Below are 23696 nucleotides of genomic sequence, written 5' to 3' on the forward strand. Positions count from 1 at the left end.
CACGAAGCACGAAATGATGGCCGCCTGCCGTACATAGGCCTAGGTGACCGCATGGAGGCGCTGAGCGAGGAGTCCGGCCCGTGTCCAACGAGCAGCCGCAGCAAGCACGGCTGGCCCGGTTCGAGGCCGTCTACCGGCACAACTACAGCCTGATCACCGCCTACGCCGCGCGCCGCTGCGCCTCACCGCAGGACGCGGCGGACGTGGTCGCGGAGACCTTCACCGTCGCCTGGCGCCGGTCGGGCGAGCTGCCCGACGGCGAGCAGGCGACGCCGTGGTTGTACGGCGTGGCACGCAAGGTGCTGGCCAACCACTTCCGCGGCGAGAACCGCAGGCAGGCGCGCAACGTCGAGCTCGACGCCGAGCTGGCCGACCTGTACGCGGCCGCGCCCGAGCAGGGCGTCGGGGTGGCCGCGATCGGCGAGGTCTTCAGGGCGCTGGGCGACGACGACCGCGAGCTGCTCGCCCTGGTCGCCTGGGAGGGCCTGGACCGTGAGCAGATCGCCGCCGCCATGGGCCTGTCGCGCAACGCCGTGCGGATCAGGTTGCACCGTGCGCGCAGACGCTTCGCGCGCGCCCTGGCCGTGGCCGGGGTGCGCGGCGCCGATCAGACGCTGCAGATGGAGAGCTCGCTGTGAACGACGTCGACAAGATCACCGAGAGGCTCGCCAGGGTGGGGCGCGACCACCCGGGGGCGAAGGAGTCGGACCCAGGAGCCCGCGCCCTGCTGGCGTCGATCACCGCGGACGAGGAGCGGAGCCCCGCGCCGCGTCGCCGCCTGCCCGTCGCGCGGCTGGGCGTGGGACTGGCAGCGGCGGCGGCGCTGGCCGTGGGCATCGTGGTCGTCCCGAGCCTGCTCGACGACCGTCCGGGCGTGAGCGCCTCCTACGCCGTCACCAGGTCGCCCGAGGGCGTCGTGATCATCGTGGTACGCGACTTCTCCGACGCGCCCGGGCTGGCCAGGACCCTGGCCGAGCTGGGCGTGCCGGCCATCGTCGACCTCGTCCCCGAGGGTTCGCGCTGCCGCGAGCCGCGCGGCGTGTCGGTGGACGACATCCCCAAGGGGCTCTACTCGCTGCCGGAGAACATCGCGAGCGACCCGAAGGGGCCGGGGTGGCAGATGCGCATCGACACCCGCCTGTTCAGGCCGGGGGAGACGTTCGTGTGGACGATCTCCCCGCACGCCGACGGGGGCAGCTCGACCAGCACCATCCTCATGAAGGACCCGGTGGCGCCCTGCGTGCTGGAGGCCGATCCGCAGGCGGGGTCGCGCATGGTGCAGGGGGCCGCGCTCGCCGACCGCCGCGGCGGGTCGCTGGAGGGCTTCCGCTCCGACGAGAAGAGCGTCGGCGAGGTGCGGGCGGAGCTGGCCAGGCGCGAGCTGAAGGCCGCGTACGTGATCATGGACGTGCCCGAGGGCAACCCCGGCGGCTACGCGCGGCGCCCCGGCCAGGACAGGACGGTCGGCGACGACTGGGTGGTGTGGGAGGCCTTCGACGCCGAGCCGGGAACGGTGCGGCTGCTGGTCACCGAGCGGCGCTACGACCGCAACCCGGTGTACGGCGGGCCGCGCGACGCCGTCCTGCCGGAGTAGGCGGAACCCGGGGGCCTCGCGCGGTGTAATCGCGGTGTGAGGAGTGTCGCCCGGCTGGCGCTGCTGGCCATGCTCGCCGCGTGCTCGGCCCAGCCGCCGGGCCCCGCGGCGGGAGCACCGCCGCGGGGCGGCACTCCCGGAGCCCACGGGCCCGCGGCGACGGCCCAGGAGACGCCCGGCCGGACGACCGCGGGCCCGCCGGAGCCAGTCCGGACGACCGGGCAGGCGCGAGACCCGGCCGGTGCCGTCGTCACGACGCCCGGCGGGAGCCGGTACGACGCGCGTCCGCTGACGGGCGCTCCCTTCCCCGCCCGCACCGGGCTGAGGCTCCTGCTCTCGCCCGCCCTGGAGGTCCTGGACGTCGACAGCGGCGGCAGGCGGCCGGTCATGGGCGTCCCGCCCGACCCGGGCCGGTGGCTGGAGAGCGCGGGCGGCCTGGCGGTGACCCGGTCGCTCGGCAAGGTCTACACGCTGCGCAAGGGCAGCCTGACCGCCACCGACGCGGGCCCGGCCGCCGACATCGAGCCAGCGGCCGACGGCAGGAGCGTCTGGCTGACCTCCACCGAGGGCTGCACGACCCATCGCGCCGACCCGTCGGGTGCGCCCCGGACCGCGCCCAGGCGCGTCCCCTGCAACGCGGTCACCGTGGACGACGTCCCGGCGGGACTGCTGCTGTGGCTGCCCGAGTTCCCTCCCTCCAGCCTGCTGCTGCCCGCCCGCGCCGGCGAGGCACGCCCGCTGCCGTGGCTCGTCGACGGCGTGGTCGGGGGCGATCTGGTGCTCAGCGCCCCCTCGCGCGGCAAGCCCGTCACCCTCGCCGACCTCGGCACCGGCAGGAGCACCACGATGCCGTGGCCCAGCAGGATCGGCGCCGCGGGCAGGATCGTGGCCTCCGGCGGGGCGGGCAGGGCGGCGGTCGCCTTCTACGACGCCGACCCCGCGCCCTGGCTGGCGGTCGACGTCTGGCTCCTGGACGTGGCCGAGCGCCGCTGGCGTCAGCTGCCCGGCATGCCCGTACGGCTCGCGCGCAAGCCGTACCTGGCCTGGACCTCGGACGGGCGGCTGCTGATCCTGGCCACGAACGCGGGTGAGGCCGACGCGACCCTGGCGTCGTGGGACGGCGCGACCCTGCGCGTGAAGAAACTGACCGGTCTGTCAGCGGACGGTTTCGTGCTGTGGTGAAAGGTTGACAAGGGATGTCAAATGGCCGACAAATCCACAAAGTGGAAAAATAGGTCTTGAGGGGCATTTGAGGCGTTGCTAGATTCTTGACCACTCTCCTGACTCGAGTAACACCTGCAGGGATGGTGCTCGATGTATGTCTCGCAAGTGCCGATGGCGATCAAGATCCTCATCGCGGGCGGCTTCGGCGCGGGCAAAACCACCCTTGTCGGGTCGATCTCCGAGACCAGACCGTTGCGCACGGAGGAGAGCATCAGCGGGTTCTCCGCGGTCGCGGGCAAGACCACCACGACGGTGGCCATGGACTACGGGCGCCTGACCATCCGCGACCAGTACACCCTCTACCTGTTCGGCACCCCCGGCCAGGAGCGGTTCTGGTTCGTCTGGGACGAGCTGGCCTCCGGGGCGATCGGCGCCGTCGTCCTGGCCGACGTGCACCGGCTGGCCGACTGCTTCCCCGCGGTCGACTACTTCGAGCAGAACCGCACGCCCTTCATCGTGGCGCTCAACAGGTTCGAGGACCTGCCCGAGCTCGAGGTGAGCAGAGTACGGCAGGCGCTGGACCTGCCCGACGACATCCCGATCGTGCTGTGCGACGCCCGCAGGCGCGAATCGGGCAAGGAAGTCCTCATCGCCCTGCTCCAGCACGCCCTCACCCGCAACGGCACACCCGCCTGACCCGATACCTTTGCCCCATGGAGGAGATCGACCGCCGCATCGTCACGCTCCTGGCCAAGGACGGCCGGATGAGCTTCACCGATCTGGCCAAGGAGACGGGCCTTTCGGTGTCGGCCGTGCACCAGCGGGTGCGCCGCCTGGAGAAGCGGGGTGTGCTGCGGGGCTACACAGCCGTGATCGACCACGACGCGATCGGGCTGCCGATGACCGCGTTCGTGTCGATCAAACCGATCGACCCCGCCGCCCCCGACGACGCCCCCGACCGCCTGGCCCACCTGACCGAGATCGAGGCCTGCCACAGCGTGGCAGGCGACGAGAGCTACATCCTCAAGGTCCGCGTGGGCTCCCCGCACGCGCTGGAGGACCTGCTGCAGCGCATCCGCGCGGCGGCCAACGTCTCCACCCGCACCACCGTGGTGCTGAGCACCCCCTACGAGCACCGCCCGCCCCAGCTCGACCTCGACGGCGAGCAGTAGGCGCACGACCCCCACGTCCCCGCGCGGGCGGAGACGTGGAGGTCCGGTGGTGCGTCAGCGGTGCGGGGCGAAGTGCTCCCGCAACCGCTCCTTGGCCTCCTGCGGGGCGCCCAGGTGCTCCATCCCCAACAGTGCCGCCCCCACCAGCGGCGGCACGTCGGCCACGACCGGCTTGGCCTGCGGGGCCCGCGCGGCGAAGCGCTCGTCGAGCAGGCCGTCGAGCAGGGTGTGCCGGGCGGTCAGGATCCCGCCGCCGAGCACGACCTCGGTGGGCGTCTCCAGCAGTCCCAGCCGCCGCAGGCACGTCTCGGCCATGGCGACCACCTCGTCGGCCTGCCGTACCACCAGCGACCTGGCCACCTCGTCGCGGTCGGCCACTGAGAACAGGCCCGGGGCCAGCTCCAGCAGCCGGGTCGGCCGCACGCGGCCGAAGTGCAGCTCCAGCACCAGCTCGGCGACGGTGGCGACGCCGAAGTGCGCACGGACCACGTCGATCAGCGCGGTGGCCGGCCCGCGGCCGTCCTCGCCGCGCGCGGCGTGCCAGAGCACCTCCTCGCCCAGCACCTGGCCGCCGCCCCAGTCGCCGCTGATGGAGCCCAGGGCGGGGAAGCGGGCGACCTGTCCGGTGGGGGAGACGCCGACGGCGTTCATGCCCGCCCCGCACACCACGGCCACGCCCCAGGGCCCCGAGGCCCCGGCGCGCAGCAGCGCGAAGGTGTCGTTGGCGACGGTCGCGCTGGAGGCCAGGCCGCGCGCCATGAGCTCGGCGTGCAGCTCCTCCTCCTCGACGGGCAGGTCGGCCCCGGCGAGGTAGGCGGCCAGATGCGTGGCGTACGGCGGGGCGGACGCGGCGCCGCATGCCTGCCGTACCGCCTCCTCCAGGACGTCGACGGCCGCGCGCACGCCCGCGCTCTGCGGCTCGAACCCCGCCGACCGCCCGGTGCCCAGGACGGTGCCGTCCCCGGCGACCAGGGCGACGGCGGTCTTGCTGTTGCCGCCGTCGACGGCCAGCACGGTGCCGGCGTTCACACCCACGGCAGGTACCTGCCGTTGGCCTCCAGCAGCAACGTGGTCAGCTCGTCCGCGACGGCCAGCTGACCGACCAGCGGGTGCGCCAGCAGGGCGTCGTGCACCCGCTCGCGCCCCCCGTGCAGGGCGGCCTCCAGGGCCAGCTCCTCGTAGGCCGACACGTTCGCGATCAGCCCGCGATACAGCGGCTCGACCGGCTCGACCGGCAGCGGGAGCGCTCCCGCGGACGAGATGCGTGCGGGGACCTCGATGACCGCGTCGTCGGGCAGGAACGGCAGCGTGCCGCCGTTGCGGGTGTTGACCACCTGCACGTCGCCCCGATCGGAGGCCAGGGAGGCGACCAGCGCCACCGCGGCCTCGGAGTAGTAGGCGCCGCCGCGCTTGTCGAGCTGCGCGGGCTTGGTGTCGGAGGCGGGGTCGGCGTAGATCCGCAGCAGCTCGTCCTCCAGCGCCGCGACCTCCGCAGCCCGCGACGGCTTGCTGCGCTGCTCCTCGACCACCTGGTCGTGGGCGTAGAAGTAGCGCAGGTAGTAGGAGGGCACCACGCCGAGCCGGGTGATCAGCTCGAGCGGCAGGCCGAGCGAGTCGGCCAGCTCCTGGTCCAGCATCCGCGGCAGGACGTCCTCGCCGTCGAGGTAGACCGCCCGCTCCCACGTCAGGTGGTTGAGCCCGACGTGGCCGAGCGTGATCCTGGAAGGGTCCACGCCCAGCCTGGCGGCGAAGCGGCGCTGGAAGCCGATCGCCACGTTGCACAGCCCGATCGCGCGGTGCCCGGCGTCGAGCAGGGCCCTGGTGACGATGCCGACCGGGTTGGTGAAGTCGACGATCCACGCCTGCGGCGCCCGCTCGCGGATGACCTCCGCCAGCTCCAGCACCACCGGCACCGTGCGCAGCGCCTTGGCCAGCCCGCCCGCCCCCGTGGTCTCCTGGCCCACGCAGCCGCACCGCAGCGGCAGCGTCTCGTCGACGTCGCGGGCGGCCTGGCCGCCGACCCGCAGCTGCAGCAGGACCGCCGCGGCGTCCTCCACGCCGCGACGCAGCTCGGTCGTGGCGGTGACCGCGGCGCGGTGGCCCGCGCGGGCCAGCATGCGCCTGGCCATGCCCGCGACCAGCTCCACCCGGTCGGCCGCCGGGTCGATCAGCGTGATCTCGGTGAGCGGGAGTTCCTCCCGCAATCGGGCGAACCCGTCGATCAGCTCGGGCGTGTACGTCGAGCCGCCCCCGACTACCGCGAGTTTCAACCCTTCACTCCCGTCAAGGTGACGCCCTCGATGAAGACTCTCTGGGCGAAGAAGAAGACGATGATCACAGGTGCCGTCACCAGCAGGGTGGCGGCCATGGTGAGGTTCCACTGCACGCTGTGGAAGGCCTTGAAGGTGGCCAGGCCCAGCGACAGGGTCCAGCTGCTCTGCTCACCGGGGTCGGTGTAGAGCAGCGGGCCGTAGTAATCGTTCCAGCAGTAGAAGAAGGTGAACAGGGCCACCGCCGCGATCGCCGGGCGCGCCATGGGCAGGATCACCCGGATGAGCGTGGTGAAGTCCGAGCAGCCGTCCACGCGGGCGGCGTCGGTGTAGTCGCGCGGGATCGTGACCAGGAACTGCCGGAGCAGGAAGATCGAGAACGCGTCGCCGAGCAGCATCGGCAGGATCAGCGGCCACAGCGTCCCGGTCAGCTCGAAGCGGGCCCACAGGGTGTAGACCGGCACCGCGACGACCTGCGGCGGCAGCATCATCATGGTGATGACCAGCAGGAAGGCCGCCTTCCTGCCGCGGAAGCGGAAGCGGGCCAGCGCGTAGGCCACCGGCACCGACGACAGCAGCATGAACACCGTGGCCGTGGCCGCGTAGACGAAGGTGTTGGCCGTCCACTGCAGCAGGTGCGACTTGGAGAAGACCTCGGAGAAGTTGGACCAGTTCCACTCCTGAGGCCACAGCGAGCTGGTCAGCGCCTGCTCGTCGGTCATGAGCGCGGTCAGCGCCACGAAGACGATCGGCGCGGCGAACATGATGGCCAGCGCGATGGCGATGGCGTGGGTGGCGATGAAGTACAGCGTGCGCCGCCTGCGGGTGCCGCTGCGCGGCACGGGCCTGGCGCGGTGCGAGGCCGGGCGCGCGGTCAACGTCGACGTCATCAGGACTCCTCGGCCTTGCGGAACTGCCGCAGCAGCATCAGCGTGAAGATCATCGCGGCGGCGAACAGCAGCAGCGCGTGGACCGAGGCCACGCCCATCATCCAGTCGCGGAACCCGGTGTGGAACAGGTGCTGCGGCAGCGTGAGCAGCGACCCGTCCGGGTAGCCGGGGGTGAAGGTGCTGCCCGCCGAGTCGGTGCCGCCCGACGCCACCCGGGAGGCGATCATCGCCTGGGTGAAGTACTGCAGGGCGTAGATGACCCCGGTGATGGCCGAGAACATCAGCACCGGCGAGATCATCGGCAGCGTGACGCTGCGGAACTGCCGCCAGGCCGAGGCGCCGTCGATCGCGGCCGCCTCGTACAGGTGCTTGGGCACGTCCAGCAGCGCCGCCAGGAAGATCATCATCGTGTTGCCGATGCCCCACATGCCCAGCAGCGTCAGGCTCGGCTTGGACCAGGCCGAGCTGCCGAACCAGTCGGGCCCCTCGACGCCGAAGAAGCCCAGGATCTGGTTGACCGGACCGGTGGCGGGGTTGAGCAGGAAGACGAAGGCGACCGTCCCGGCCACCAGCGGCACCAGCGAGGGCAGGTAGAAGATCGTGCGCAGGATGCCCGCGCCGGCCTTCACCTTGGTGAGCAGCTGCGCCATGCCCAGCGCGAACAGCAGCTGGGCCGGGACCATGAAGACCACCAGCCACAGCGTGTTGGCCGCCGACTGGATGACGAGCTGGTCGGAGAAGACGTAGGCCCAGTTGTCCAGGCCCACGTACTCCAGCGTGAACAGGTCGTAGCGATGGAAGGAGAAGAAGATGGTCGCCAGGAACGGATAGACGAAGAACAGCGACGTCCCGACGAGGAAGGGCGAGAGCCAGAGGAGAGCCTTCAGGCCCTCGCCGCGCCGCCCCCGTGACGGAGGGGGCGGTGCGGCGTGGGTGGCAGCCATGGTCAGCCTCCGGCCAGCTTCAGCTTGTCGTTGATGCGCTTGTCGACCTGGGCCATGGCGGCGTCGAGGTCCTTGACCTTGCCGGCCTCCCACTGGACCAGCAGGTTCTGCACCTCGGCCTGGTTGAAGACGCTGTTGACGGAAGCGGGGACCGTGGTGGTCCGCGGGTGGTTGAAGATGTCGATGAAGGTCTTGAAGTTGTCGTCGACCAGCAGGTCGGGCGAGGCGGCGGCGTCCTTGGTGGTGGGGACGTTGCGCAGCTTGTTGGAGAGGGTCACCAGGCCCTCGGTGTCGGTGGTGAGGTACTTCAGCAGCTCCCAGGCGTGCTGCGGGTTCTTGGCGCCCTTCGGGACGCCGATGACGGTGCCGGCGGTGAAGCCGCTGCCGTGCAGGTCGGGCTTGTCGTCGGCGACCGGCAGGGGAGCGGTGCCGAACTTCAGGTCCTTGGTCGCCTCGGGGTTGGCGGCGATCATGCCGAGGCGCCACTCGCCGTCGAGGATCATGGCGACCTTGTTCTTGAAGAACGGGTGCTCGGCGCCCCACTCGTCACCCAGGCCCTTGCGGAACTTCTCCAGCTTGTCGTAGCCGTACCAGTCGACGAGCTCCTTCTGCCAGGTCATCAGCTGCTTCCACGCGGGGTCGGAGCCGATGGCCGAGGTGCCGTCCTCGTTGTACCACTTGGCCCCGGTCATCGGCGCCATGTGCGAGGCGGAGTTCTCGTAGTACTGGAAGCTGGGGATGAACCCGGCCACCTTGATGTCGCCGTTGGCGTCGCGGACGGTGAGCTTCTTGGTCAGCTCCGTCAGCTCGGTCAGCGTCTTGGGCGGCTGCTCGCCCTTCATCAGGTCGGTGTTGTAGAACATGCCGTAGGCGTCGGCCAGCAGCGGCATCGTGCACCGCTTGCCCTCGAACTCGGTGTAGGAGCGCGAGGTCGCCGGCAGGACGTTCAGGTCGATGCCGTCGGCCTTGATGACCTCCGTCAGATCCTGGAACGCTCCCGACTTGCACCATTGGGCGACGTTGTCGGTGGTGAACGAGGCGGCCAGGTCGGGCGCCTTGCCGCTGCGGATGGCCGCGGTGATCTGGTCGTCCTGGATGCCCTTCTTGGCGACGACCTTGATCTGCGGGAACTTCTTGGTGAAGCCGGTGATGGCCTCCTCGAAGGCCTTGACCTCCGAGTCGGCGGAGAAGCCGTGCCACAGCTCCAGGGTGGCGGGAGGCAGGGCCGCGGCGACCGGCTCCGTGCCGGTCGTGGTGGGTTTGGCCTGGGCGCCCAGGGTGGGCGCGGGAGCCTTGCCCGCGGTGCAGGCGGTCAGCGCCAGGGCCATGAGCCCGGCGGCCGCGAGGGGGGTGAGGCGCACGGAGAGTCCTTTCTAGGGGAAGACCTCTTCACGGGTCGCGTCCAGTGCCAGGCCGAGCGCCCCGGCCAGGACCGGGTTGCCCTCGACGGCCGACATGCGGACCTGCGGCTGGGGGATGGTGAGGGCGTGCAGCTCGTGCTCGACGAGCTCGCGAAGCGTCTCGCCGCCGGCCTGGACGGCGCCGCCGGTGAGCACGATGAGCGCCGGGTCCAGCACCGAGGTGATGGCGGCCAGGCCCACGGCCAGGCGGGCGGCGACGTCGCGCAGCCCGGCCCTGGCCTCCTCCGAACGTCTGGCCGACTTGGCCGCGGCGGCGATCGCCTGGCGGAAGTCGGCGCCGCGCACGCCGTACGAGCGCAGGACCTTGTGGATCGCCCGCCCGCCGGTCAGCGCCTGGTAGCCGTGGTCGTCGGTGCGGCCGGTCTCCCGGGCCGTCGGCGCGCCCGGGGTGGGCATGTAGCCCACCTCGCCCGCGCCCCCGGTGAAGCCCCGGTGGATTCGGCCGCCGAGCACGACCGCGGCGCCCAGGCCCTCGTCGGCCCACAGCAGCACGAAGTCGTCGTGGCCCATGGCCGCGCCGCCCGCCTGTTCGGCCAGCGCGACCAGGTTGACGTTGTTCTCCACCGACACCGGGGCGCCCAGGCCCGCCGACAGCGTGGGGAGCAGGTCGGGCATCTGCCAGCCCGGCATGTCCTTGGCGGTGGCGTAGCCGAGCTTGCCGGTGGTCGGGTCGATGGCGGCCTGCACGCCGATGACGACGTGACGCGGCGGCGCAGGAGCGGCCGCCCCGTCGAGGGCGGCCTTCAGCCGCTCCACCAGCTCGCCGGCGGGCCGGCGCGGGGTGGGCAGCGTGTACTCGCCGACGACGGTGCCGGTCAGGTCGGCCACCCTGGCCTCGATGCGGTCGGGGGTGACGTCCAGCGCGGCGGCGTAGGCTGCGGCCGGGTTGATCCGGTACACCTCCGCCGTGCGCCCCGGCAGGCCCTCGCGGATGCCGTCGAGCACGACCAGGCCCGCCTCCTGCAGCCTGACCAGCAGCTGAGATGCTGTTGGCTTGGACAGGCCGGTGAGCGTGCCGATCTCCGGCCGGGTGAGCGGTCCGCGCTCCAGCAGCGCCTCCAGCGCGGCCCGGTCGTTGATGGCGCGCAGCAGGCTGGGCGTTCCCGGTTTCACTTCCGCAACTCCGATCAGAGTTAGGAAACTTTCCTAACTTCAAGGTGACCGTACGGAAATGGGCCCGCGGTGGTCAAGAGGCGAAACCAAGACGTGACACAGTCGTGGGAAAGCCCCGCCCTGGCATACTGGAGAGCTGAATCGATAAGGAAATGGCCGGAGTGTCCCATTACCACTAATTCGGAGCTCGCCAAGGAGCAGGAGTACGTCTCCCGCCTCTACGACCGCCTCGACGTGTTGCGCGAGCGAACCCAGCGTCAGCTCAAGGAGATCCTGGCCACCGGTGCGGTGGGCACCCATCAGAACCGCTCGGAGCGCGACGACTTCGCCGTCATGTACGCCAACCGGCTGGCCCGGCTGTGGGCCGTCGAGCGCGGGCTGGCCTTCGGCCGGCTCGACCAGGTCGATGGCGACCGGTTCTACATCGGCAAGCTGGGGCTGACCGACGACGAACAGGAACGCCTGCTCATCGACTGGCGCGCCCCCGTCGCCCAGCCCTTCTACCAGGCCACGCCGCGCTCTCCCATGGGCGTGACCCGCCGCCGCCACCTGCAGTCGCGCGGCCGTACGGTCACCGGCGTCGACGACGACCTGCTCGACCTCGACAACCTGGCCGAGGCCGACCGCGCGACACTCAACGGCGAGGCGGCGCTGCTGGCCGCCCTCGACGAGGAGCGCACCGGCCGCATGCGCGACATCGTCGCCACCATCCAGGCCGAGCAGGACCGCGTCATCCGCGACGACCTCAACGGCGTGCTCGTCGTGCAGGGCGGGCCCGGCACCGGCAAGACCGTCGTCGCCCTGCACCGCGCCGCCTACCTGCTCTACTCCCACCGCGAGCGCCTCGAGCGCCGAGGCGTGCTCATCCTCGGGCCCAACCCGACCTTCCTGCGCTACATCGAGCAGGTGCTGCCCTCTCTGGGCGAGACCGACGTGCTGCTGTCGACCGTCGGCGAGCTGTATCCGGGCGTGCATGCGACACGCCGCGACACGCCCGAGGCGGCCGCGCTCAAGGGCGACCTGCGCATGGCCGAGGTCCTGACGCGTGCCGTACGCGAACGCCAGCGCGTGTCCCGCACCGCCATCGAGCTGCCCCTGGGCCGCTACACCCTGACCATCGACGGGCGCATGCTCGAATCGGCGCGCAACAAGGCGGTCAAGTCCCGCCGCCCGCACAACGCCGCCCGCGCCGTCTTCGTGCGCTCGGTGCTCAACGCCCTGGCCCGCCAGGCGGGCAAGAAGATCGGCAAGGGCCTGCTCGACGACGAGGAACTGGCCGACCTGCGCGAAGACCTGCGCACCGAACCGGCCGTGCGCGCCGCGCTCAACCGCTTCTGGCCCTACCTCACCCCCCAGCGCCTGCTGCTGACCCTGTACGGCTCGGCCGAGCGCATGGCCGCCGCCGGGCTCACGGAGCGGGAGCAGCGGCTGCTGGCGCGCACGTCGGCCGAGTGGACCGAGTCCGACGTGCCGCTCCTCGACGAGGCGGCCGAACTGCTCGGCGAGATCGACGAGCAGGTCCTTCGTGCCTCCGCGGCGATGGCCGAGGAGGAGCTCCTGGCCGCCCGCCTGGCCGAGGAACGCGAGCGCCAGAGCGAGCTGGAGTACGCCCGCGAGGTGCTCGAGCTGACGGGCCTGTCCGACGTGATGGAGGCCGAGCGCCTGGCCGAACGCCAGCGCGGCGAAGGCCCCTACCTCACCACCGCCGAGCGCGCCGCCGCCGACCGCACCTGGGCCTACGGCCACGTCATCGTCGACGAGGCGCAGGAACTCTCGCCGATGGCCTGGCGGGCGATCATGCGGCGCATCCCGACCCGCTCGATGACCATCGTCGGCGACATCGCCCAGACCGGCTCCGCCGCCGGTGCGCGCTCCTGGGCCGCCGCGCTCGACCCCTACGTGGCCGGACGCTGGCGCCAGCGCAAGCTCACCGTCAACTACCGCACGCCCGTCGAGCTCATGGAGGTCGCCGGCGATGTGCTCGCCGCGATCGACCCCGCACTCGAAGCACCCGCCTCAGTGCGCCACAGCGGCCAGCACCCCTGGTCGGCGCCGCTGGAGCGGCTGCCGGAGCTGGTCGCGGCATCGTCCGGCAAGACCGTCGTCATCGCGCCGTCGGCGATGCTCGACACGCTCGGACTCGAAGGCTCGGTGATCGTACGGCCCGGCGAGCGCTCCGACGCGCTCGACGCCGCGGTGTCGGTCATGGCCGTGACCGACGCCAAGGGACTGGAGTTCGACTCGGTGATCGTCGTCGAACCGGCGCTGATCGTATCCGAGTCGCCACGCGGTTTGAGTGATCTTTACGTAGCCTTGACTCGGGCGACGCAGCGTTTGGGCGTCGTGCACGACTTGCCGCTTCCATCCAGTCTGCGGCGGCTGGTCCTAGCTGCGAAAACTTGATGTCGCCGCTGATCGGGACACGGTTGACATCATCGCCAGAGTCGGTAGTTTGCTGCGCAGTCCAGCACGGGACTTGGCCGGTTGGCCGTCTCTGACATCGACGGATCCTGCGTCCGTGACGAAGCCCTCGGGTTCCGTCCACACAGCCAGGTGCAGGGCCGTCGGTCCGTCGAGTCGGGGCACCCCAACCGGGCGGGGGGTTGGACCCGGGACGGGCCCGGCAGCCCAGTAGACAACGGAACTCCGCGCTCGCCGCCGACGAGACGGATCCGGTCCGAAGGGTTGCCGGGCCCTCTTCCCGCTCCCGTGCGCCTGGACCACCGCGAGAGCGCCGGGTGATCCCACGACGGTGGGGTCACCCTGCCTTGCGTTTACGCCGGGATACTCCTCGGGGGCGGTAGCTTTTCATGCAAGCCGTTTTCATCGCGAGGAGAACCCCCGGCCGTGGCGCAGGACCTTTCCGACACCGCTGGCACCCCGGTGCCGCCCGGCTCCGCCACGCCCACCCCGGCTGACGGCGCCCCGCCTCCCGCTGAACCTTCCGCCGCGCCTCCTGCGGTGCCCTCTGCCGTGCCGCCTGCCGTGCCGCCTGCCGTGCCGCCTGCCGTGCCGCCTGCCGTGCCGCCTGCGGTGCCCTCTACCGTGCCGCCTGCCGTGCCTCCCGCCGTTCCGCCGTCTGTGCCCTCCGAGCCCGCGGAGCCGCCCGTGGGAGTGCCGCCGGGCAAGGAGCCGCGCAGGGTCCTGCTGGCGAGAGTGGCCGCCGCGGCGGTCGGCGGACTGCTGCTCTACCTGTCCTTCCCGCCCCTCAACTGGTGGCTGTGCGCCCCGCTCGGCCTCGCCCTGGTGGCGGGCAGCCTGTACGGCACGCGGCCCCGCAGAGCCGCCTGGCTGGGCTACCTGGCCGCGCTGGTCTTCCTCCTGCCCGCCCTGGCCTGGGTCCGCCCCATCGGCTACGACGCCTGGCTGGCGCTCGTCGGCGTGGAGTCCGCGTTCTACGCGCTGATGGCCGCCGGAGCCGCGATGGTGATGCGCCTGGCGTGGTGGCCGCTGTGGTTCTCGGCGCTCTGGGTGGCCATGGAGTGGATCCGCGGCCTCGTGCCCATCGGGGGCTTCCCGTGGGCGAGGGTGGGATTCAGCCAGGGCGAGACGCTGTACACGTACTACGCGGCGCTGGGCGGCGTGCCGCTGGTGTCCTTCGCCGTCGCCCTCAGCGGCACCCTGCTCGCCGCCGCCGCCCTCCGCCTGCTGCGCCGCCGTACCGAGGGAGCGGCCGAAGCCGGGGAAACGGCGCCGGGCGTGCGCGGGGAAGCGGCGCCGGGTGTGCGCCGTGGCGCGGCGCCGGTGTGGAAGGTGAGCGCCGCGCTGACCGCCGGCGCGCTTGCCGTACCCGCCCTGACCTTCCTCATCCCCCGCCCCGGCGACGAGGGCAAGACGGTCAACGTCGGCGTCGTCCAGGGCAACGTGCCGGGCGAAGGCATGTACTTCCTCGGCGACGAACCCGCCGTGGTCCTGAAAAATCATGCGAACATGACGCATGAGCTGGCCAAGCGGGTCCGGGAAGGGAAACTCCCGAAACCCGACGTCGTCGTGCTCCCGGAGAACTCCACCGACATCGACCCCTACGCCGACCCGGCCGCCCACGCCATCATCGACGCCTCGGTCAAGGACGTCGGCGTGCCCACCCTGATCGGCGCCGTCGTCGGCATCGGCCAGACCGAGCGTGCCACCCGCAGCCTCGTGTGGGACCCGGTCACCGGCCCCGGCGCCTACTACGACAAGCAGAAGCTGGTGCCGTTCGGGGAGTACACCCCGATGAAGGAGATCTTCCTGGCCCTGTTCGAGCGGGCCAGCCTGGTCGGCCGCCAGTCGGTGGCCGGCACCCGCGACGGCGACCTGAAGATGGGCCCCGTCATCCTCGGCGCGGTCAACTGCTACGAGGTCGCCTACGACGGCATCGTCCGCGACACCGTGCGCACCGGGGCGACCCCGCTGGTGGTCCAGGGCAACAACGCCAGCTACGCCCTGTCGAACCTGCCGCCCCAGCAACTGGCCATGTCGCAGTTGCGCGCCGTCGAACACAACCGCGCCGTTGTGACCGCCTTTACCACGGGGATCTCGGCATATGTGACTCCAGAGGGTAAGGTCTCCTGGCAGACCGCCGAGCGTGTCCCTGACGCGACCGTGGTCACCGTTCCGGTCCGCACCCAGGGCACGATCGCCACGAAGGTGGGGAGCGCGCCGGAATGGGCATTGATAGTGGTGGGAGTGGGGGCCATCGGGGCCGCCGCATGGCGTCGGGTGAGGCATCGCAGCTGATGGAGACTCTGGGCAAGGTTCTTGTCATCGTCCCCACCTACAACGAGCGGGAGAACCTGCCTGTTATCGTCGAGCGCCTGCGATCGGCCGTGCCCGAAGCCGACCTCCTGATCGCCGACGACAACAGCCCCGACGGCACCGGCAAGATCGCCGACGAGTTCGCGGCCACCGACGACCACATCCACGTTCTGCACCGCGAGGGCAAGCAGGGGCTGGGCGCCGCCTACCTGGCGGGCTTCGCCTGGGGGCTGGAGCAGGGCTACGACGTGCTCGTCGAGATCGACGCCGACGGCTCCCACCAGCCCGAAGAGCTCCCCAAGCTGCTGCGCGCCCTCACCGAGGGCGCCGACCTGGCGATCGGCTCGCGCTGGGTGCCCGGCGGCAAGGTCGTCAACTGGCCGGCGCGCCGGGAGTTCCTGTCGCGCGGGGCGAACATCTACACGCGCGTCATGCTCGGCATGCACGTCCGCGACGCCACGGCGGGCTTCCGCGCCTACCGGGCGGCCACGCTGGAGAAGATCGGCATGGCCGACGTCGAGTCGCAGGGGTACTGCTTCCAGATCGACCTGACGCTGCGCACCGTCCAGCAAGGGCTGCGGGTCGCCGAGGTGCCCATCACGTTCGTGGAGCGCACGCAGGGGCACAGCAAGATGGGCAGGGCCGTCGTGACGGAGGCGCTGTGGCGGGTGACCGTCTGGGGCGTCCAGGGCCTGCCCCGCCGCTTCCGCCGCACCCGCCCTTGACCGCGGCTGCTTCCACCCGGCGCCCGTGCCACCACCGCCGCACGTGGCACCCGCACCCCTCTCCCGGCGTGGCACGGCTCGTGGTGGAACGTGCGGCCGTCGCCGGGCGTTAGCCTTCATGTAAGGCTTTCGCGTGCGAGTGAGGACGACGATGCGGATCCTGCTGTTCCTGGCGTTCCTGGTGGTCCCGGTCCTGGAGATCTGGCTGCTCATCCAGGTCGGCCAGGTGATCGGCGGCTGGACGACTGTGGCGCTGCTGATCGCCGACAGCCTTCTGGGCGCGTGGATCGTGCGGCGGGAGGGGCGCAGGGCCTGGAGGGCGCTCCAGGAGGCCCTGGGCGCCGGGCGCATGCCCGACAAGGAACTGGCCGACGGCGGCCTGATCCTGGTGGGCGGCGCGCTGCTGCTGACCCCCGGCTTCCTGACCGACGTGTTCGGCTTCCTGTGCGTCCTGCCGTTCACCAGGCCGCTGATGCGCCGCCTGGCGGGCTGGTTCTTCGCCAGGCGCGTCAAGACGCTCGCGCAGGCTTCGCCGTACTCCAGGCTGGTCTTCCGCGACGGTGTCGACGACTACAGCGGCAAGGTCGTGCACGGCGAGGTCATCAAGGACGGTGCGGTGATCAAGGACGGCGTCGTCGTCAAGGACGACGAGCGCTTGCGCTGACGCCGGGCCGCGCGCCTGCCAGACTGATCACATGGACGCCTTACCGGGGGTCAACCCCGAGATTCCCAGCCCGGCGCGCATGTACGACTACTACCTGGGCGGCAAGGACCACTTCGCCTCCGACCGGGCGGCGGCCGAGCAGATGATCGAGCTGGGCCGCCGGATGGGCAACGACGCCCGCGAGCTGGCCCGCGCCAACCGGGGCTTCCTGGGCAGGGCGGTCCGCACGCTCGCGGAGTCGGGGATCCGGCAGTTCCTGGACCTGGGCGCGGGGCTGCCCACGCAGGAGAACGTCCACGAGGTCGCGCTGCGGCACGCCGCCGACTCCCGGATCGTCTACGTCGACAACGACCCGGTCGTGATCGTGCACGCGCACGCCCTGCTGAGCGACTCCCGCTCGACCGTGGCGGTGGCGGGCGACCTGCGCGATCCCGAGGCGATCCTGTCCGATCCCGAGGTCACCGGGCACCTCGACCTGAGCCGGTCGTACGCCGTGCTGATGGCGGCGGTGCTGCACTTCATCCCCGACGACGCCGAGGCCGTCCGGGTCACCGGGGTCCTGCGTGAGCGGCTGCCGAGCGGCGGATACCTGGTGCTGTCGCACGTCAACGCGGGCGACGTCAACGCGTCGCTGGCCGCCCAGGGGCAGCAGGTGTACGCCAAGAGCTCTTCGGGCGGGCTGGCCAACCGCGACGCCAAGCAGATCCTGACCTTCTTCGACGGCCTCGACCTGCTGGATCCGGGGCTGGTGCCGGTGGGCGCGTGGCGGCCGGATCCGGATGCGATCGACGTCGCCGACGCGGATCTGTCGCGGCCCGGCATCGCGGGCGGCGTGGCACGCAAGCCCTGAGAAAACGGAGAACCCCGGACGTCTCCGTCCGGGGTTCTCTTCACACCATGTGAGATTCAGGCGCTCTTGCGGCGCTGGGCCCTCAGGACCGCCAGCCGCTCGTTGAGCACCTCTTCCAGGTCTTCGATCGAACGCCGCTCCAGGAGCATGTCCCAGTGCGTCCTCGGGGGCTTGGACTTCTTGGCCTCCGGCAACTCGCCGTCCACTCGCCAGGCGGTGACGCCGCACATGCGGCATTCCCAGGTCGCGGGGACCTCGGCCTCGGCGGCAAGCGGGACCTCGAAAGTATGGCCCTTGGAGCAGGTGTAGGACACGTCCTGGCGCGGGGCCAGATCCGTGTTACGGTCGTTCTCGTAGCTGGTTGCCCCGAGCCGGGTGCCACGAAGCGCGCGCTCGCCCATGTCTAAATGCCTCCTACAGGGCCCCCATCGTGAGGGTCTGTCTCCCACGGTGTCTAACGCTTGATACCGTGATGGGATTCCCACATGGCGGTTGATCCAATCGCGCTTTTTCGGCTTTCCGTGTGACGGCAGTGGTTGACCGCCGATTCCGGGTCCAGTCGAGGCGATGAGTCAACCGCATCGCCCTCGAAGAACGACGGCGGGAGCCCCGGCATTCCCAGGCCCTCGCGCGGGTACGGCATGCGGTCGTTATCGCCCGGTCACCAGGGGCACCACGCGCTTGTCTCCCAGTTCGGTGAACAACACGAGCGGGGCGGCGCTCAGGCCCACCAGGCGCCCGATAGCCGGCCTGCCCTTCTCCCGGGCCAGGGCCGGGCCGATCGCCGCCATGAAGGCCGTCAGGGCGGGTAGCGGGCGGACCCACAGCGTGAGCTCGGCGATGCGCCCCTCGTCGTCGAGGCGCACCAGCACGCTCTCCTCCAGCTCCCGCCGTCCCAGCCGGGCCGTGGCGGCCAGCATGCGGGTGCGGTCGTCGCCCACGTCGGTGTGGTAGCGGATGTCGCTCAGCAGGGGCAGCACCGCGGAGAACAGCTCGCGCAGCTGCCCGACGCCGCGGAAGGTGGTGCGGGCGCTGAGCGGGGAGTGCAGGACGGCATCGGGGGCCAGCGTGGAGACGAGAAGGTCGAGATCGTGCTTCTCGCCGGCCTCGCGGTAGCGGCGGGTGGTTTCTGCTGCTGACATAGTTCAGATTTTGAACTGACTGAGTGCATAAAATCAACCCATGAACAGGTTCACCGAGATGCACTGCTCGATCGCGCAGGCCGTGGGAGTGGTGGGGGAGCCGTGGACGCCGCTGATCCTGCGCGACCTGTTCCTGGGGCTGCGCCGCTTCGACGACCTGGCTGCAGACCTCGGCGTGTCGCGCAACCTGCTGACGCAGCGGCTGGAGCGGCTGATGGAGGCGGGGGTCGTGGAGCGCCTGCCGTACCAGGAACGGCCGGTGCGCTACGAGTACCACCTGACGCGGGCGGGGCTGGACATCGTGCCTGCGCTGACGACGCTGATGGCGTGGGGCGACAAGTGGTCGACGCCGCCCGGGGGGCCGCCGGCGTTGCTCATCCACTCGTGCGGCGAGCAGTTCACGCCCGTGGTGGCCTGCCCGCACTGCGGGGGAGAGGTGACGGCGGAGTCGATCACGATGATGGGAGGCCCCGGCGCCGCGCCGGGACCGGGCACGTGGGTCCTGGCCGGGGGGTCGGGCCCGGTCGACTGAAACCCGGGCTGAGGTGGCGGGTGTCAGCGGCGGCCGAGGCGGCGGGCCCAGCCGACCGCGCGCCGCATGACCGGCCGCGACTCCGACACCTCTCGCGTCGCGGCCCGCAGCTCGGCCGTCACCTTCACCAGGTCGGCCGTCACCTTCTTCAGGTCAGGAGGCTGCGCCGCCTTCTTGCGCTGGTTGACCCGGATCAGCCGGTGGTCGCCCAGCGGGTCGACGGTGTGCCACAGGTCCTCCTGCTCCTTGAGCCAGCCCAGCAGCTCCTCCCGCAGCCGGGTCGGCTCCCCCCAGGTGGCGTAGAGCTTCTGCGTGGTGATGCAGATCGGCGACAACCCCAGCGTCGAGACCGCCTCCCACACCGCCAGCGCCACCCCGGGCGTGTGCTCGCTGCGCACGTCGTCGAAGACCACGACCCCGTCGGCGGTCAGCAGGGCGCGCGCGGAGTCGACGTCCTGGCGTACGTGGACGTACAGGTGCGAGGCGTCGACGTGGATGAACCGGCACGAGCCGGGCTCGACGTGGTCGAGGATCACCGACGTGGGGCCGTGCACGATCTGCGGCAGCTCGGCGTGGTGGCTCAGGTAGTTGCGCTCGAAACGTTCGCGGGTGAGCTCCTTGTACGAGCCCGCCTCGGGCTCGCCGGACTCGAACAGGTCGCAGACCGTGAAGCGCTCGCCCGCGCGCAGGTGCCGGCCGATGAGCACGGCGCTCTTGCCCAGGTAGCACCCCAGCTCCAGCAGGTCGCCCCGGTCGTCACGGGACAGGAACCAGTCGAACAACCGCTGGTCGGCCGGCCAGAACCAGCCGGGAATGCCGTCGAGCTCGCGCGTCATGGCCGGACGCTAACAGCGCTCCAGCGCCGGGCTGAAGAGGCTTTGCCGCCTCGACATCGCCCCGTCGCCGAATGTTCCGCTCAGATCTTGGCGGGCACCTGGTTGCCCGCGGCGCGGATGGCCTTGGGCAGGTCGAGCCGCCACAACATGAGGCCGCCGATGATGAAGAAGACGACCAGCGACAGGATCGCGATCCGGTAGCTGTTGGTCAGGTTCACCGCCAGCGCGATGGTCCACGAGCCGAGCAGGGTCGAGCCCTTGTCGCTGATCTCGTAGAGGCTGTAGTACTCGGCCTCCTTGCCCTGCGGGATGACGTAGGAGAACAGCGAGCGCGACAGCGCCTGGGTGCCGCCCATCACGATCGCGATGGCGAAGCCCATGGCGAAGAAGGCCGTGGCGGAGCCGCGCGGCAGGAAGTAGGCGACCGCGACCACGATCGTCCAGGCCACCAGGGCGAAGAGCACGACCTGCTTGGCGCCGTAGGTGCGGGCCAGGCGGCCGAGCAGCAGCGCGCCGAAGAAGGCGACCAGCTGCACCATGAGGATGGCGCTGATCTGGACCGTCTGGCCGAGGCCGAGCTCCTTGCTGGCGTAGGTGGCCGAGAAGGAGATGACGGTCTGCACGCCGTCGTTGTAGATCAGGTAGGCGACCAGGAAGCCCAGCGTCAGCGGGTAGCGGCGCAGCTCGCGGATGGTACGGCCGAGCTGGCGGAAGCTGCCTGCCACCGCCTGCCCGGTGGTCTCGGCGCCCCGGGCGAGCGGGCGGCGGTTGCGCAGCCGCAGCAGCGGGATGATCGTGAAGCCGCCCCACCACACGCCCGCCGAGGCCAGCGCGATCCGTACGGCGTCGCCGGCGGACACGCCGAGCGCCTCGTGGCCCAGGAAGATGCCCAGGTTGATCGCCAGCAGCAGGAAGCCGCCCAGGTACCCGAATCCCCAGCCCTGCGCGGAGACCTTGTCGCGCTCGTCGGGTGTGGAGATCTCCGGCAGGAAGGAGTTGTACACGACGAAGGCGCAGGCGAAGGAGACGCTGGCGATGATGTAGAGGAAGCCGCCGAGCAGGTAGCGCCCGTCGGCGATGAACCACATGGCCAGGGTGGCCGCGGCGCCCAGGTAGGCGAAGAAGCCCATGATCTGCTTCTTGCGTCCCGTGTGGTCGGCCAGCGCCCCGGCGACCAGCATGAGCACGACCTGGATGATCGCGGCGGTGCCGACGACGAACGGGTAGAACGCTCCCGGACGCATCTCCAGGCCGAGCACGTCGATGTAGCCCAGCCCGGGGCTGGCCGCGACGAGGGCGTCGAAGGTGTCGGCGCCGCAGGTGGCGTCGGCGGCGAAGTCCTTGGCGCACGCGGCCGCGGTGGCGATCTCGGTCAGGTAGGGCCCCAGGAACACCGTCAGGACGGTCGTGGGGAACGCCGAGTTGGCCCAGTCGTAGAAGTACCAGCCGCGTTGCTCGCGCTTGCGCGCGGCGGGGGAGTCGTCGAAGACCGCATGCGGCGAGGGGACGGTCATGCTGCGTCCTGTCGGGGATGGGGGTGTTGTCGGGTGATGGCCGACACCTTGCAGGTTGTCGCAGGTCCCGGAGGTGCGGGATCGGCTCGCCATGACCGTACAGTGATCGCTTCCCGAGTGGAAGAGGGCCCCACGAGGCTCGCATTTCGGGCCGACCCGACCCCCGGAGACGACGAAAGGCCCCGCCGGAGCGGGGCCTTTCGTGACGGGCTCAGCTGGCCCAGTCGAGCAGGGGCCGGGTGTTGCTGGGGTGGCGCAGCTTGGACAGCGACTCCTTCTCCAGCTGCCTGATCCGCTCGCGGGTCAGGCCGAGGTGCTTGCCGATCTCGTCGAGCGTGTGCGGCTTGCCGTCGATGAGGCCGAAGCGCAGCGCCATGATGCGCGCCTCGCGCTGGGACAGGTTGCCCAGCACGCCCCGCAGCTGGTCGGCCAGCAGCTGCCGGTCGACGATCTCGGAGGCCTCGGGGGAGTCGACGTCCTCGATGAGGTCGCCGATCGTGGTCTCGCCGTCCTCGCCGATGGTCGCGTTGAGCGAGATCGGCTGGCGGGCCGTGCGCAGCAGTTCCTCGATCTGGTCGGGAGTCTTGTCGAGCTCGACGGCCAGCTCCTCCGGCGTGGGCTCGCGGCCCAGCCGCTGGTGCATGTCGCGCTCGATGCGCGACAGCTTGGAGAGCATCTCCAGCACGTGGACGGGCAGCCGGATGGTGCGGGCCGAGTCGGCGAAGCCGCGCTGGATGGCCTGGCGGATCCACCACATGGCGTAGGTGGAGAACTTGAAGCCCTTGGTGTAGTCGAACTTCTCCACGGCCCTGATCAGGCCGAGGTTGCCCTCCTGGACCACGTCGAGCAGGGCCATGCCGCGGTCGGTGTACTTCTTGGCCACCGAGACGACCAGGCGCAGGTTGGCCTCGAGCATGTGGTCCTTGGCGCGACGGCCGTCCTCGACCACCCACCCCAGGTCACGGCGCATCGAGGGGGTGAGCTTGTCGGCCTGCTCCTCGAGCTTGTACTCGGCGTACAGCCCGGCCTCGATGCGGCGGGCGAGCTCGACCTCCTCGGCGGCGGTCAGCAGCGTGCGGCGGCCGATCGACTTGAGGTAGGTGTGCACCGAGTCGCCCATGACCGAGGCGGTGTCGTCGAGGTCGAGCGACTCCTTCTCCAGCTCGGCGTCCTCGGCGTTGAGGTCGATGTCGTCGGGAGAGCCGTCCTCGTCGTCGGAGGCCGTCGCCTTGGCGGCCTTCGTGGTCTTGGCCGCGGCCTTGGTGCCGGCCTTGGTGGTGGCCTTGGCGGCCTTGGCCCTGGCGGGCTTGGCGGCGCTTCCCGGCGTGCTCTCGGAATCGGTCGTTTGGGCTGCGGGCTTCTTGGCGGTAGCCTTCTTGCGAGGCGCGGCCTTGGAGAGCGACGGCTCGTCCTCGGCGGCCAGGCTGACGCCGGCCTCGGTCAGCTCACGCAGGATCGAGCGGCCCTGGGCGGGGCTGATCCCGGCCTCGGCGAACGCGTCGCGCAGCTCCGCGAGCGACAGGTGACCCTGGGCTCGTCCTCGGTCGAGAAGCTGGTCGAGGGTGGCGGGCGTGGAAGCCACAGCGGTGGTGGGCATGAGGACACCTCCTCCTCGCGGAGTCGAAATCTGTGCTGGCATGTGTACGGGGGCGGGCGGCTGGCGTTCGTGGGAGCCGCATCGACGCACCAGTACCAATAACGTCAATTTCCGCAGATTGTTCCCGCCGACCGAAAACTCCTGCGGGGCGAAAACGCAGGTGGGCCGCCCGGAGGCGACCCACGTGGCCTACATCACTGGGGGAAGTTCACTCCTCGGGGCCGACGACCACCACGGGCATGGGCATGGGCTCGGCGCCCTGGAGCCGCTCGGGGGTCCAGTACTTCGCCACCTCGCCGGGGTCGGCGTTGAGCTCGTGCGAGACGACGAACTCCGGGACCTTCTCGTCGTCGGACGAGGGCTTGCCCGAAGGCGGGGGAGTGGTCACGTCCTTCACCACCGCTCTGGTCTGTCCGCGGACGGATTCCAGCGCACCGGCCGAGGCGGAGGCGGCCACGTAGACGCCGCCCGCCACGACGGCGGCGACGACTCCGGCGGACACCCACAACTTCCGGGACTGGTTCATAGACA

The 23696-nt window shown here is 71.0% G+C and carries 23 protein-coding genes; 11 read left to right on the forward strand and 12 right to left on the reverse strand.

Features of this window, described 5'->3' with window-relative positions; all coding sequences use genetic code 11:
* Nucleotides 1-80: 80 nt before the first annotated feature.
* The 5 genes from ACIBH1_RS10855 (at nt 81) to ACIBH1_RS10875 (ending at nt 3930) form a co-directional block, all read left to right on the forward strand.
* Nucleotides 81-638, forward strand: a complete 558-nt coding sequence (locus ACIBH1_RS10855) for an RNA polymerase sigma factor (protein ID WP_397313470.1) — start codon at nt 81-83, stop codon at nt 636-638.
* Nucleotides 635-1594 carry a hypothetical protein gene (locus ACIBH1_RS10860; protein ID WP_397313471.1) on the forward strand — a complete coding sequence of 320 codons (960 nt, stop codon included), beginning with the start codon at nt 635-637 and terminating at the stop codon, nt 1592-1594. Before ACIBH1_RS10855 ends, ACIBH1_RS10860 begins: the two co-directional genes overlap by 4 nt.
* Before the next feature lie 36 nt (nt 1595-1630).
* Complete coding sequence (locus ACIBH1_RS10865; protein WP_397313472.1) at nt 1631-2776, forward strand: hypothetical protein; 1146 nt, start codon at nt 1631-1633, stop codon at nt 2774-2776.
* A 132-nt stretch (nt 2777-2908) separates the two neighbouring features.
* Complete coding sequence (locus ACIBH1_RS10870) at nt 2909-3454, forward strand: GTP-binding protein (RefSeq protein WP_397313473.1); 546 nt, start codon at nt 2909-2911, stop codon at nt 3452-3454.
* A gap of 17 nt (nt 3455-3471) precedes the next feature.
* Nucleotides 3472-3930 carry an Lrp/AsnC family transcriptional regulator gene (locus tag ACIBH1_RS10875; protein WP_397313474.1) on the forward strand — a complete coding sequence of 153 codons (459 nt, stop codon included), beginning with the start codon at nt 3472-3474 and terminating at the stop codon, nt 3928-3930.
* A gap of 54 nt (nt 3931-3984) precedes the next feature.
* Here ACIBH1_RS10875 and ACIBH1_RS10880 read toward each other — a convergent pair whose 3' ends face one another.
* Genes ACIBH1_RS10880 through ACIBH1_RS10905 form a run of 6 tightly spaced genes read right to left on the reverse strand, consistent with a single transcriptional unit; the run spans nt 3985 to nt 10568 of the window.
* On the reverse strand, nt 3985-4965 hold the full coding sequence (locus ACIBH1_RS10880; RefSeq protein WP_397313475.1) for an N-acetylglucosamine kinase: 981 nt from the start codon (nt 4963-4965) through the stop codon (nt 3985-3987).
* Entirely contained in the window at nt 4956-6200 is a 1245-nt protein-coding gene (locus tag ACIBH1_RS10885; protein ID WP_397313476.1) for a 6-phospho-beta-glucosidase, read from the reverse strand. Before ACIBH1_RS10885 ends, ACIBH1_RS10880 begins: the two co-directional genes overlap by 10 nt.
* Nucleotides 6197-7090: a carbohydrate ABC transporter permease gene (locus ACIBH1_RS10890; protein WP_397313477.1), complete on the reverse strand. Its 894-nt coding sequence runs from the start codon at nt 7088-7090 to the stop codon at nt 6197-6199. The genes ACIBH1_RS10885 and ACIBH1_RS10890 overlap by 4 nt, the downstream gene beginning before the upstream one ends.
* Nucleotides 7090-8034 carry a carbohydrate ABC transporter permease gene (locus ACIBH1_RS10895; RefSeq protein ID WP_397313478.1) on the reverse strand — a complete coding sequence of 315 codons (945 nt, stop codon included), beginning with the start codon at nt 8032-8034 and terminating at the stop codon, nt 7090-7092. The genes ACIBH1_RS10890 and ACIBH1_RS10895 overlap by 1 nt, the downstream gene beginning before the upstream one ends.
* A 2-nt stretch (nt 8035-8036) precedes the next feature.
* The gene (locus tag ACIBH1_RS10900) at nt 8037-9395 is read right to left on the reverse strand and encodes an extracellular solute-binding protein (protein WP_397313479.1); all 1359 of its coding nucleotides are present in this window, start codon (nt 9393-9395) and stop codon (nt 8037-8039) included.
* 12 nt (nt 9396-9407) lie between these two features.
* Nucleotides 9408-10568: an ROK family protein gene (locus ACIBH1_RS10905; RefSeq protein ID WP_397313480.1), complete on the reverse strand. Its 1161-nt coding sequence runs from the start codon at nt 10566-10568 to the stop codon at nt 9408-9410.
* 234 nt (nt 10569-10802) lie between these two features.
* On the opposite strand from ACIBH1_RS10905, the gene ACIBH1_RS10910 reads away from it, so the two are divergent.
* From ACIBH1_RS10910 to ACIBH1_RS10930, 5 genes are all read left to right on the forward strand, one after another.
* The gene (locus ACIBH1_RS10910; protein WP_397313481.1) at nt 10803-12971 is read left to right on the forward strand and encodes a HelD family protein; all 2169 of its coding nucleotides are present in this window, start codon (nt 10803-10805) and stop codon (nt 12969-12971) included.
* 444 nt (nt 12972-13415) lie between these two features.
* Entirely contained in the window at nt 13416-15287 is a 1872-nt protein-coding gene (gene lnt, locus ACIBH1_RS10915) for an apolipoprotein N-acyltransferase (RefSeq protein WP_397313483.1), read from the forward strand.
* Nucleotides 15287-16030, forward strand: a complete 744-nt coding sequence (locus tag ACIBH1_RS10920; protein ID WP_397313485.1) for a polyprenol monophosphomannose synthase — start codon at nt 15287-15289, stop codon at nt 16028-16030. The genes lnt and ACIBH1_RS10920 overlap by 1 nt, the downstream gene beginning before the upstream one ends.
* Before the next feature lie 151 nt (nt 16031-16181).
* Complete coding sequence (locus tag ACIBH1_RS10925) at nt 16182-16694, forward strand: FxsA family protein (protein ID WP_397313486.1); 513 nt, start codon at nt 16182-16184, stop codon at nt 16692-16694.
* Between the two features lie 31 nt (nt 16695-16725).
* Nucleotides 16726-17544: an SAM-dependent methyltransferase gene (locus ACIBH1_RS10930; protein ID WP_397313487.1), complete on the forward strand. Its 819-nt coding sequence runs from the start codon at nt 16726-16728 to the stop codon at nt 17542-17544.
* Between the two features lie 56 nt (nt 17545-17600).
* On the opposite strand, the gene ACIBH1_RS10935 is transcribed toward ACIBH1_RS10930, so the two are convergent.
* Together ACIBH1_RS10935 and ACIBH1_RS10940 are read right to left on the reverse strand one after the other, a co-directional pair.
* Nucleotides 17601-17945: an RNA polymerase-binding protein RbpA gene (locus ACIBH1_RS10935; RefSeq protein ID WP_181615045.1), complete on the reverse strand. Its 345-nt coding sequence runs from the start codon at nt 17943-17945 to the stop codon at nt 17601-17603.
* Between the two features lie 249 nt (nt 17946-18194).
* Nucleotides 18195-18686 (reverse strand): nuclear transport factor 2 family protein, encoded by a 492-nt coding sequence (locus ACIBH1_RS10940; RefSeq protein ID WP_397313488.1) that lies wholly within the window; start codon nt 18684-18686, stop codon nt 18195-18197.
* Between the two features lie 40 nt (nt 18687-18726).
* On the opposite strand from ACIBH1_RS10940, the gene ACIBH1_RS10945 reads away from it, so the two are divergent.
* Entirely contained in the window at nt 18727-19218 is a 492-nt protein-coding gene (locus ACIBH1_RS10945; protein WP_397313489.1) for a winged helix-turn-helix transcriptional regulator, read from the forward strand.
* A gap of 23 nt (nt 19219-19241) precedes the next feature.
* On the opposite strand, the gene ACIBH1_RS10950 is transcribed toward ACIBH1_RS10945, so the two are convergent.
* The 4 genes from ACIBH1_RS10950 to ACIBH1_RS10965 all read right to left on the reverse strand — a co-directional run bounded on the left by ACIBH1_RS10950 (nt 19242) and on the right by ACIBH1_RS10965 (nt 23691).
* Nucleotides 19242-20054, reverse strand: coding sequence for a class I SAM-dependent methyltransferase (locus ACIBH1_RS10950; RefSeq protein WP_397313490.1), 813 nt, complete (start codon nt 20052-20054; stop codon nt 19242-19244).
* 80 nt (nt 20055-20134) lie between these two features.
* Nucleotides 20135-21568 carry an MFS transporter gene (locus ACIBH1_RS10955; RefSeq protein WP_397313491.1) on the reverse strand — a complete coding sequence of 478 codons (1434 nt, stop codon included), beginning with the start codon at nt 21566-21568 and terminating at the stop codon, nt 20135-20137.
* Between the two features lie 211 nt (nt 21569-21779).
* On the reverse strand, nt 21780-23165 hold the full coding sequence (locus ACIBH1_RS10960; protein WP_397313492.1) for an RNA polymerase sigma factor: 1386 nt from the start codon (nt 23163-23165) through the stop codon (nt 21780-21782).
* Nucleotides 23166-23373: 208 nt separating this feature from the next.
* Nucleotides 23374-23691, reverse strand: coding sequence for a hypothetical protein (locus tag ACIBH1_RS10965; protein ID WP_397313493.1), 318 nt, complete (start codon nt 23689-23691; stop codon nt 23374-23376).
* Between the last annotated feature and the right edge of the window lie 5 nt (nt 23692-23696).

Origin of the sequence: Nonomuraea sp. NPDC050663 (assembly GCF_044456985.1) — a bacterium.
In the GTDB taxonomy this organism is placed as follows: Bacteria; Actinomycetota; Actinomycetes; order Streptosporangiales; family Streptosporangiaceae; genus Nonomuraea.

Excerpts from the sequence above, each read along its gene's own strand:
- ACIBH1_RS10935 (WP_181615045.1), bottom strand. The coding sequence starts at position 17,945 with ATGGGCGAGCGCGCGCTTCGTGGCACCCGGCTCGGGGCAACCAGCTAC.
- ACIBH1_RS10875 (WP_397313474.1), top strand. The coding sequence starts at position 3,472 with ATGGAGGAGATCGACCGCCGCATCGTCACGCTCCTGGCCAAGGACGGC.
- ACIBH1_RS10955 (WP_397313491.1), bottom strand. The coding sequence starts at position 21,568 with ATGACCGTCCCCTCGCCGCATGCGGTCTTCGACGACTCCCCCGCCGCG.
- ACIBH1_RS10960 (WP_397313492.1), bottom strand. The coding sequence starts at position 23,165 with ATGCCCACCACCGCTGTGGCTTCCACGCCCGCCACCCTCGACCAGCTT.
- ACIBH1_RS10870 (WP_397313473.1), top strand. The coding sequence starts at position 2,909 with ATGTATGTCTCGCAAGTGCCGATGGCGATCAAGATCCTCATCGCGGGC.
- ACIBH1_RS10940 (WP_397313488.1), bottom strand. The coding sequence starts at position 18,686 with ATGTCAGCAGCAGAAACCACCCGCCGCTACCGCGAGGCCGGCGAGAAG.
- ACIBH1_RS10890 (WP_397313477.1), bottom strand. The coding sequence starts at position 7,090 with ATGACGTCGACGTTGACCGCGCGCCCGGCCTCGCACCGCGCCAGGCCC.
- ACIBH1_RS10945 (WP_397313489.1), top strand. The coding sequence starts at position 18,727 with ATGAACAGGTTCACCGAGATGCACTGCTCGATCGCGCAGGCCGTGGGA.
- ACIBH1_RS10920 (WP_397313485.1), top strand. The coding sequence starts at position 15,287 with ATGGAGACTCTGGGCAAGGTTCTTGTCATCGTCCCCACCTACAACGAG.
- ACIBH1_RS10925 (WP_397313486.1), top strand. The coding sequence starts at position 16,182 with ATGCGGATCCTGCTGTTCCTGGCGTTCCTGGTGGTCCCGGTCCTGGAG.
- ACIBH1_RS10965 (WP_397313493.1), bottom strand. The coding sequence starts at position 23,691 with ATGAACCAGTCCCGGAAGTTGTGGGTGTCCGCCGGAGTCGTCGCCGCC.
- ACIBH1_RS10930 (WP_397313487.1), top strand. The coding sequence starts at position 16,726 with ATGGACGCCTTACCGGGGGTCAACCCCGAGATTCCCAGCCCGGCGCGC.
- ACIBH1_RS10950 (WP_397313490.1), bottom strand. The coding sequence starts at position 20,054 with ATGACGCGCGAGCTCGACGGCATTCCCGGCTGGTTCTGGCCGGCCGAC.
- ACIBH1_RS10895 (WP_397313478.1), bottom strand. The coding sequence starts at position 8,034 with ATGGCTGCCACCCACGCCGCACCGCCCCCTCCGTCACGGGGGCGGCGC.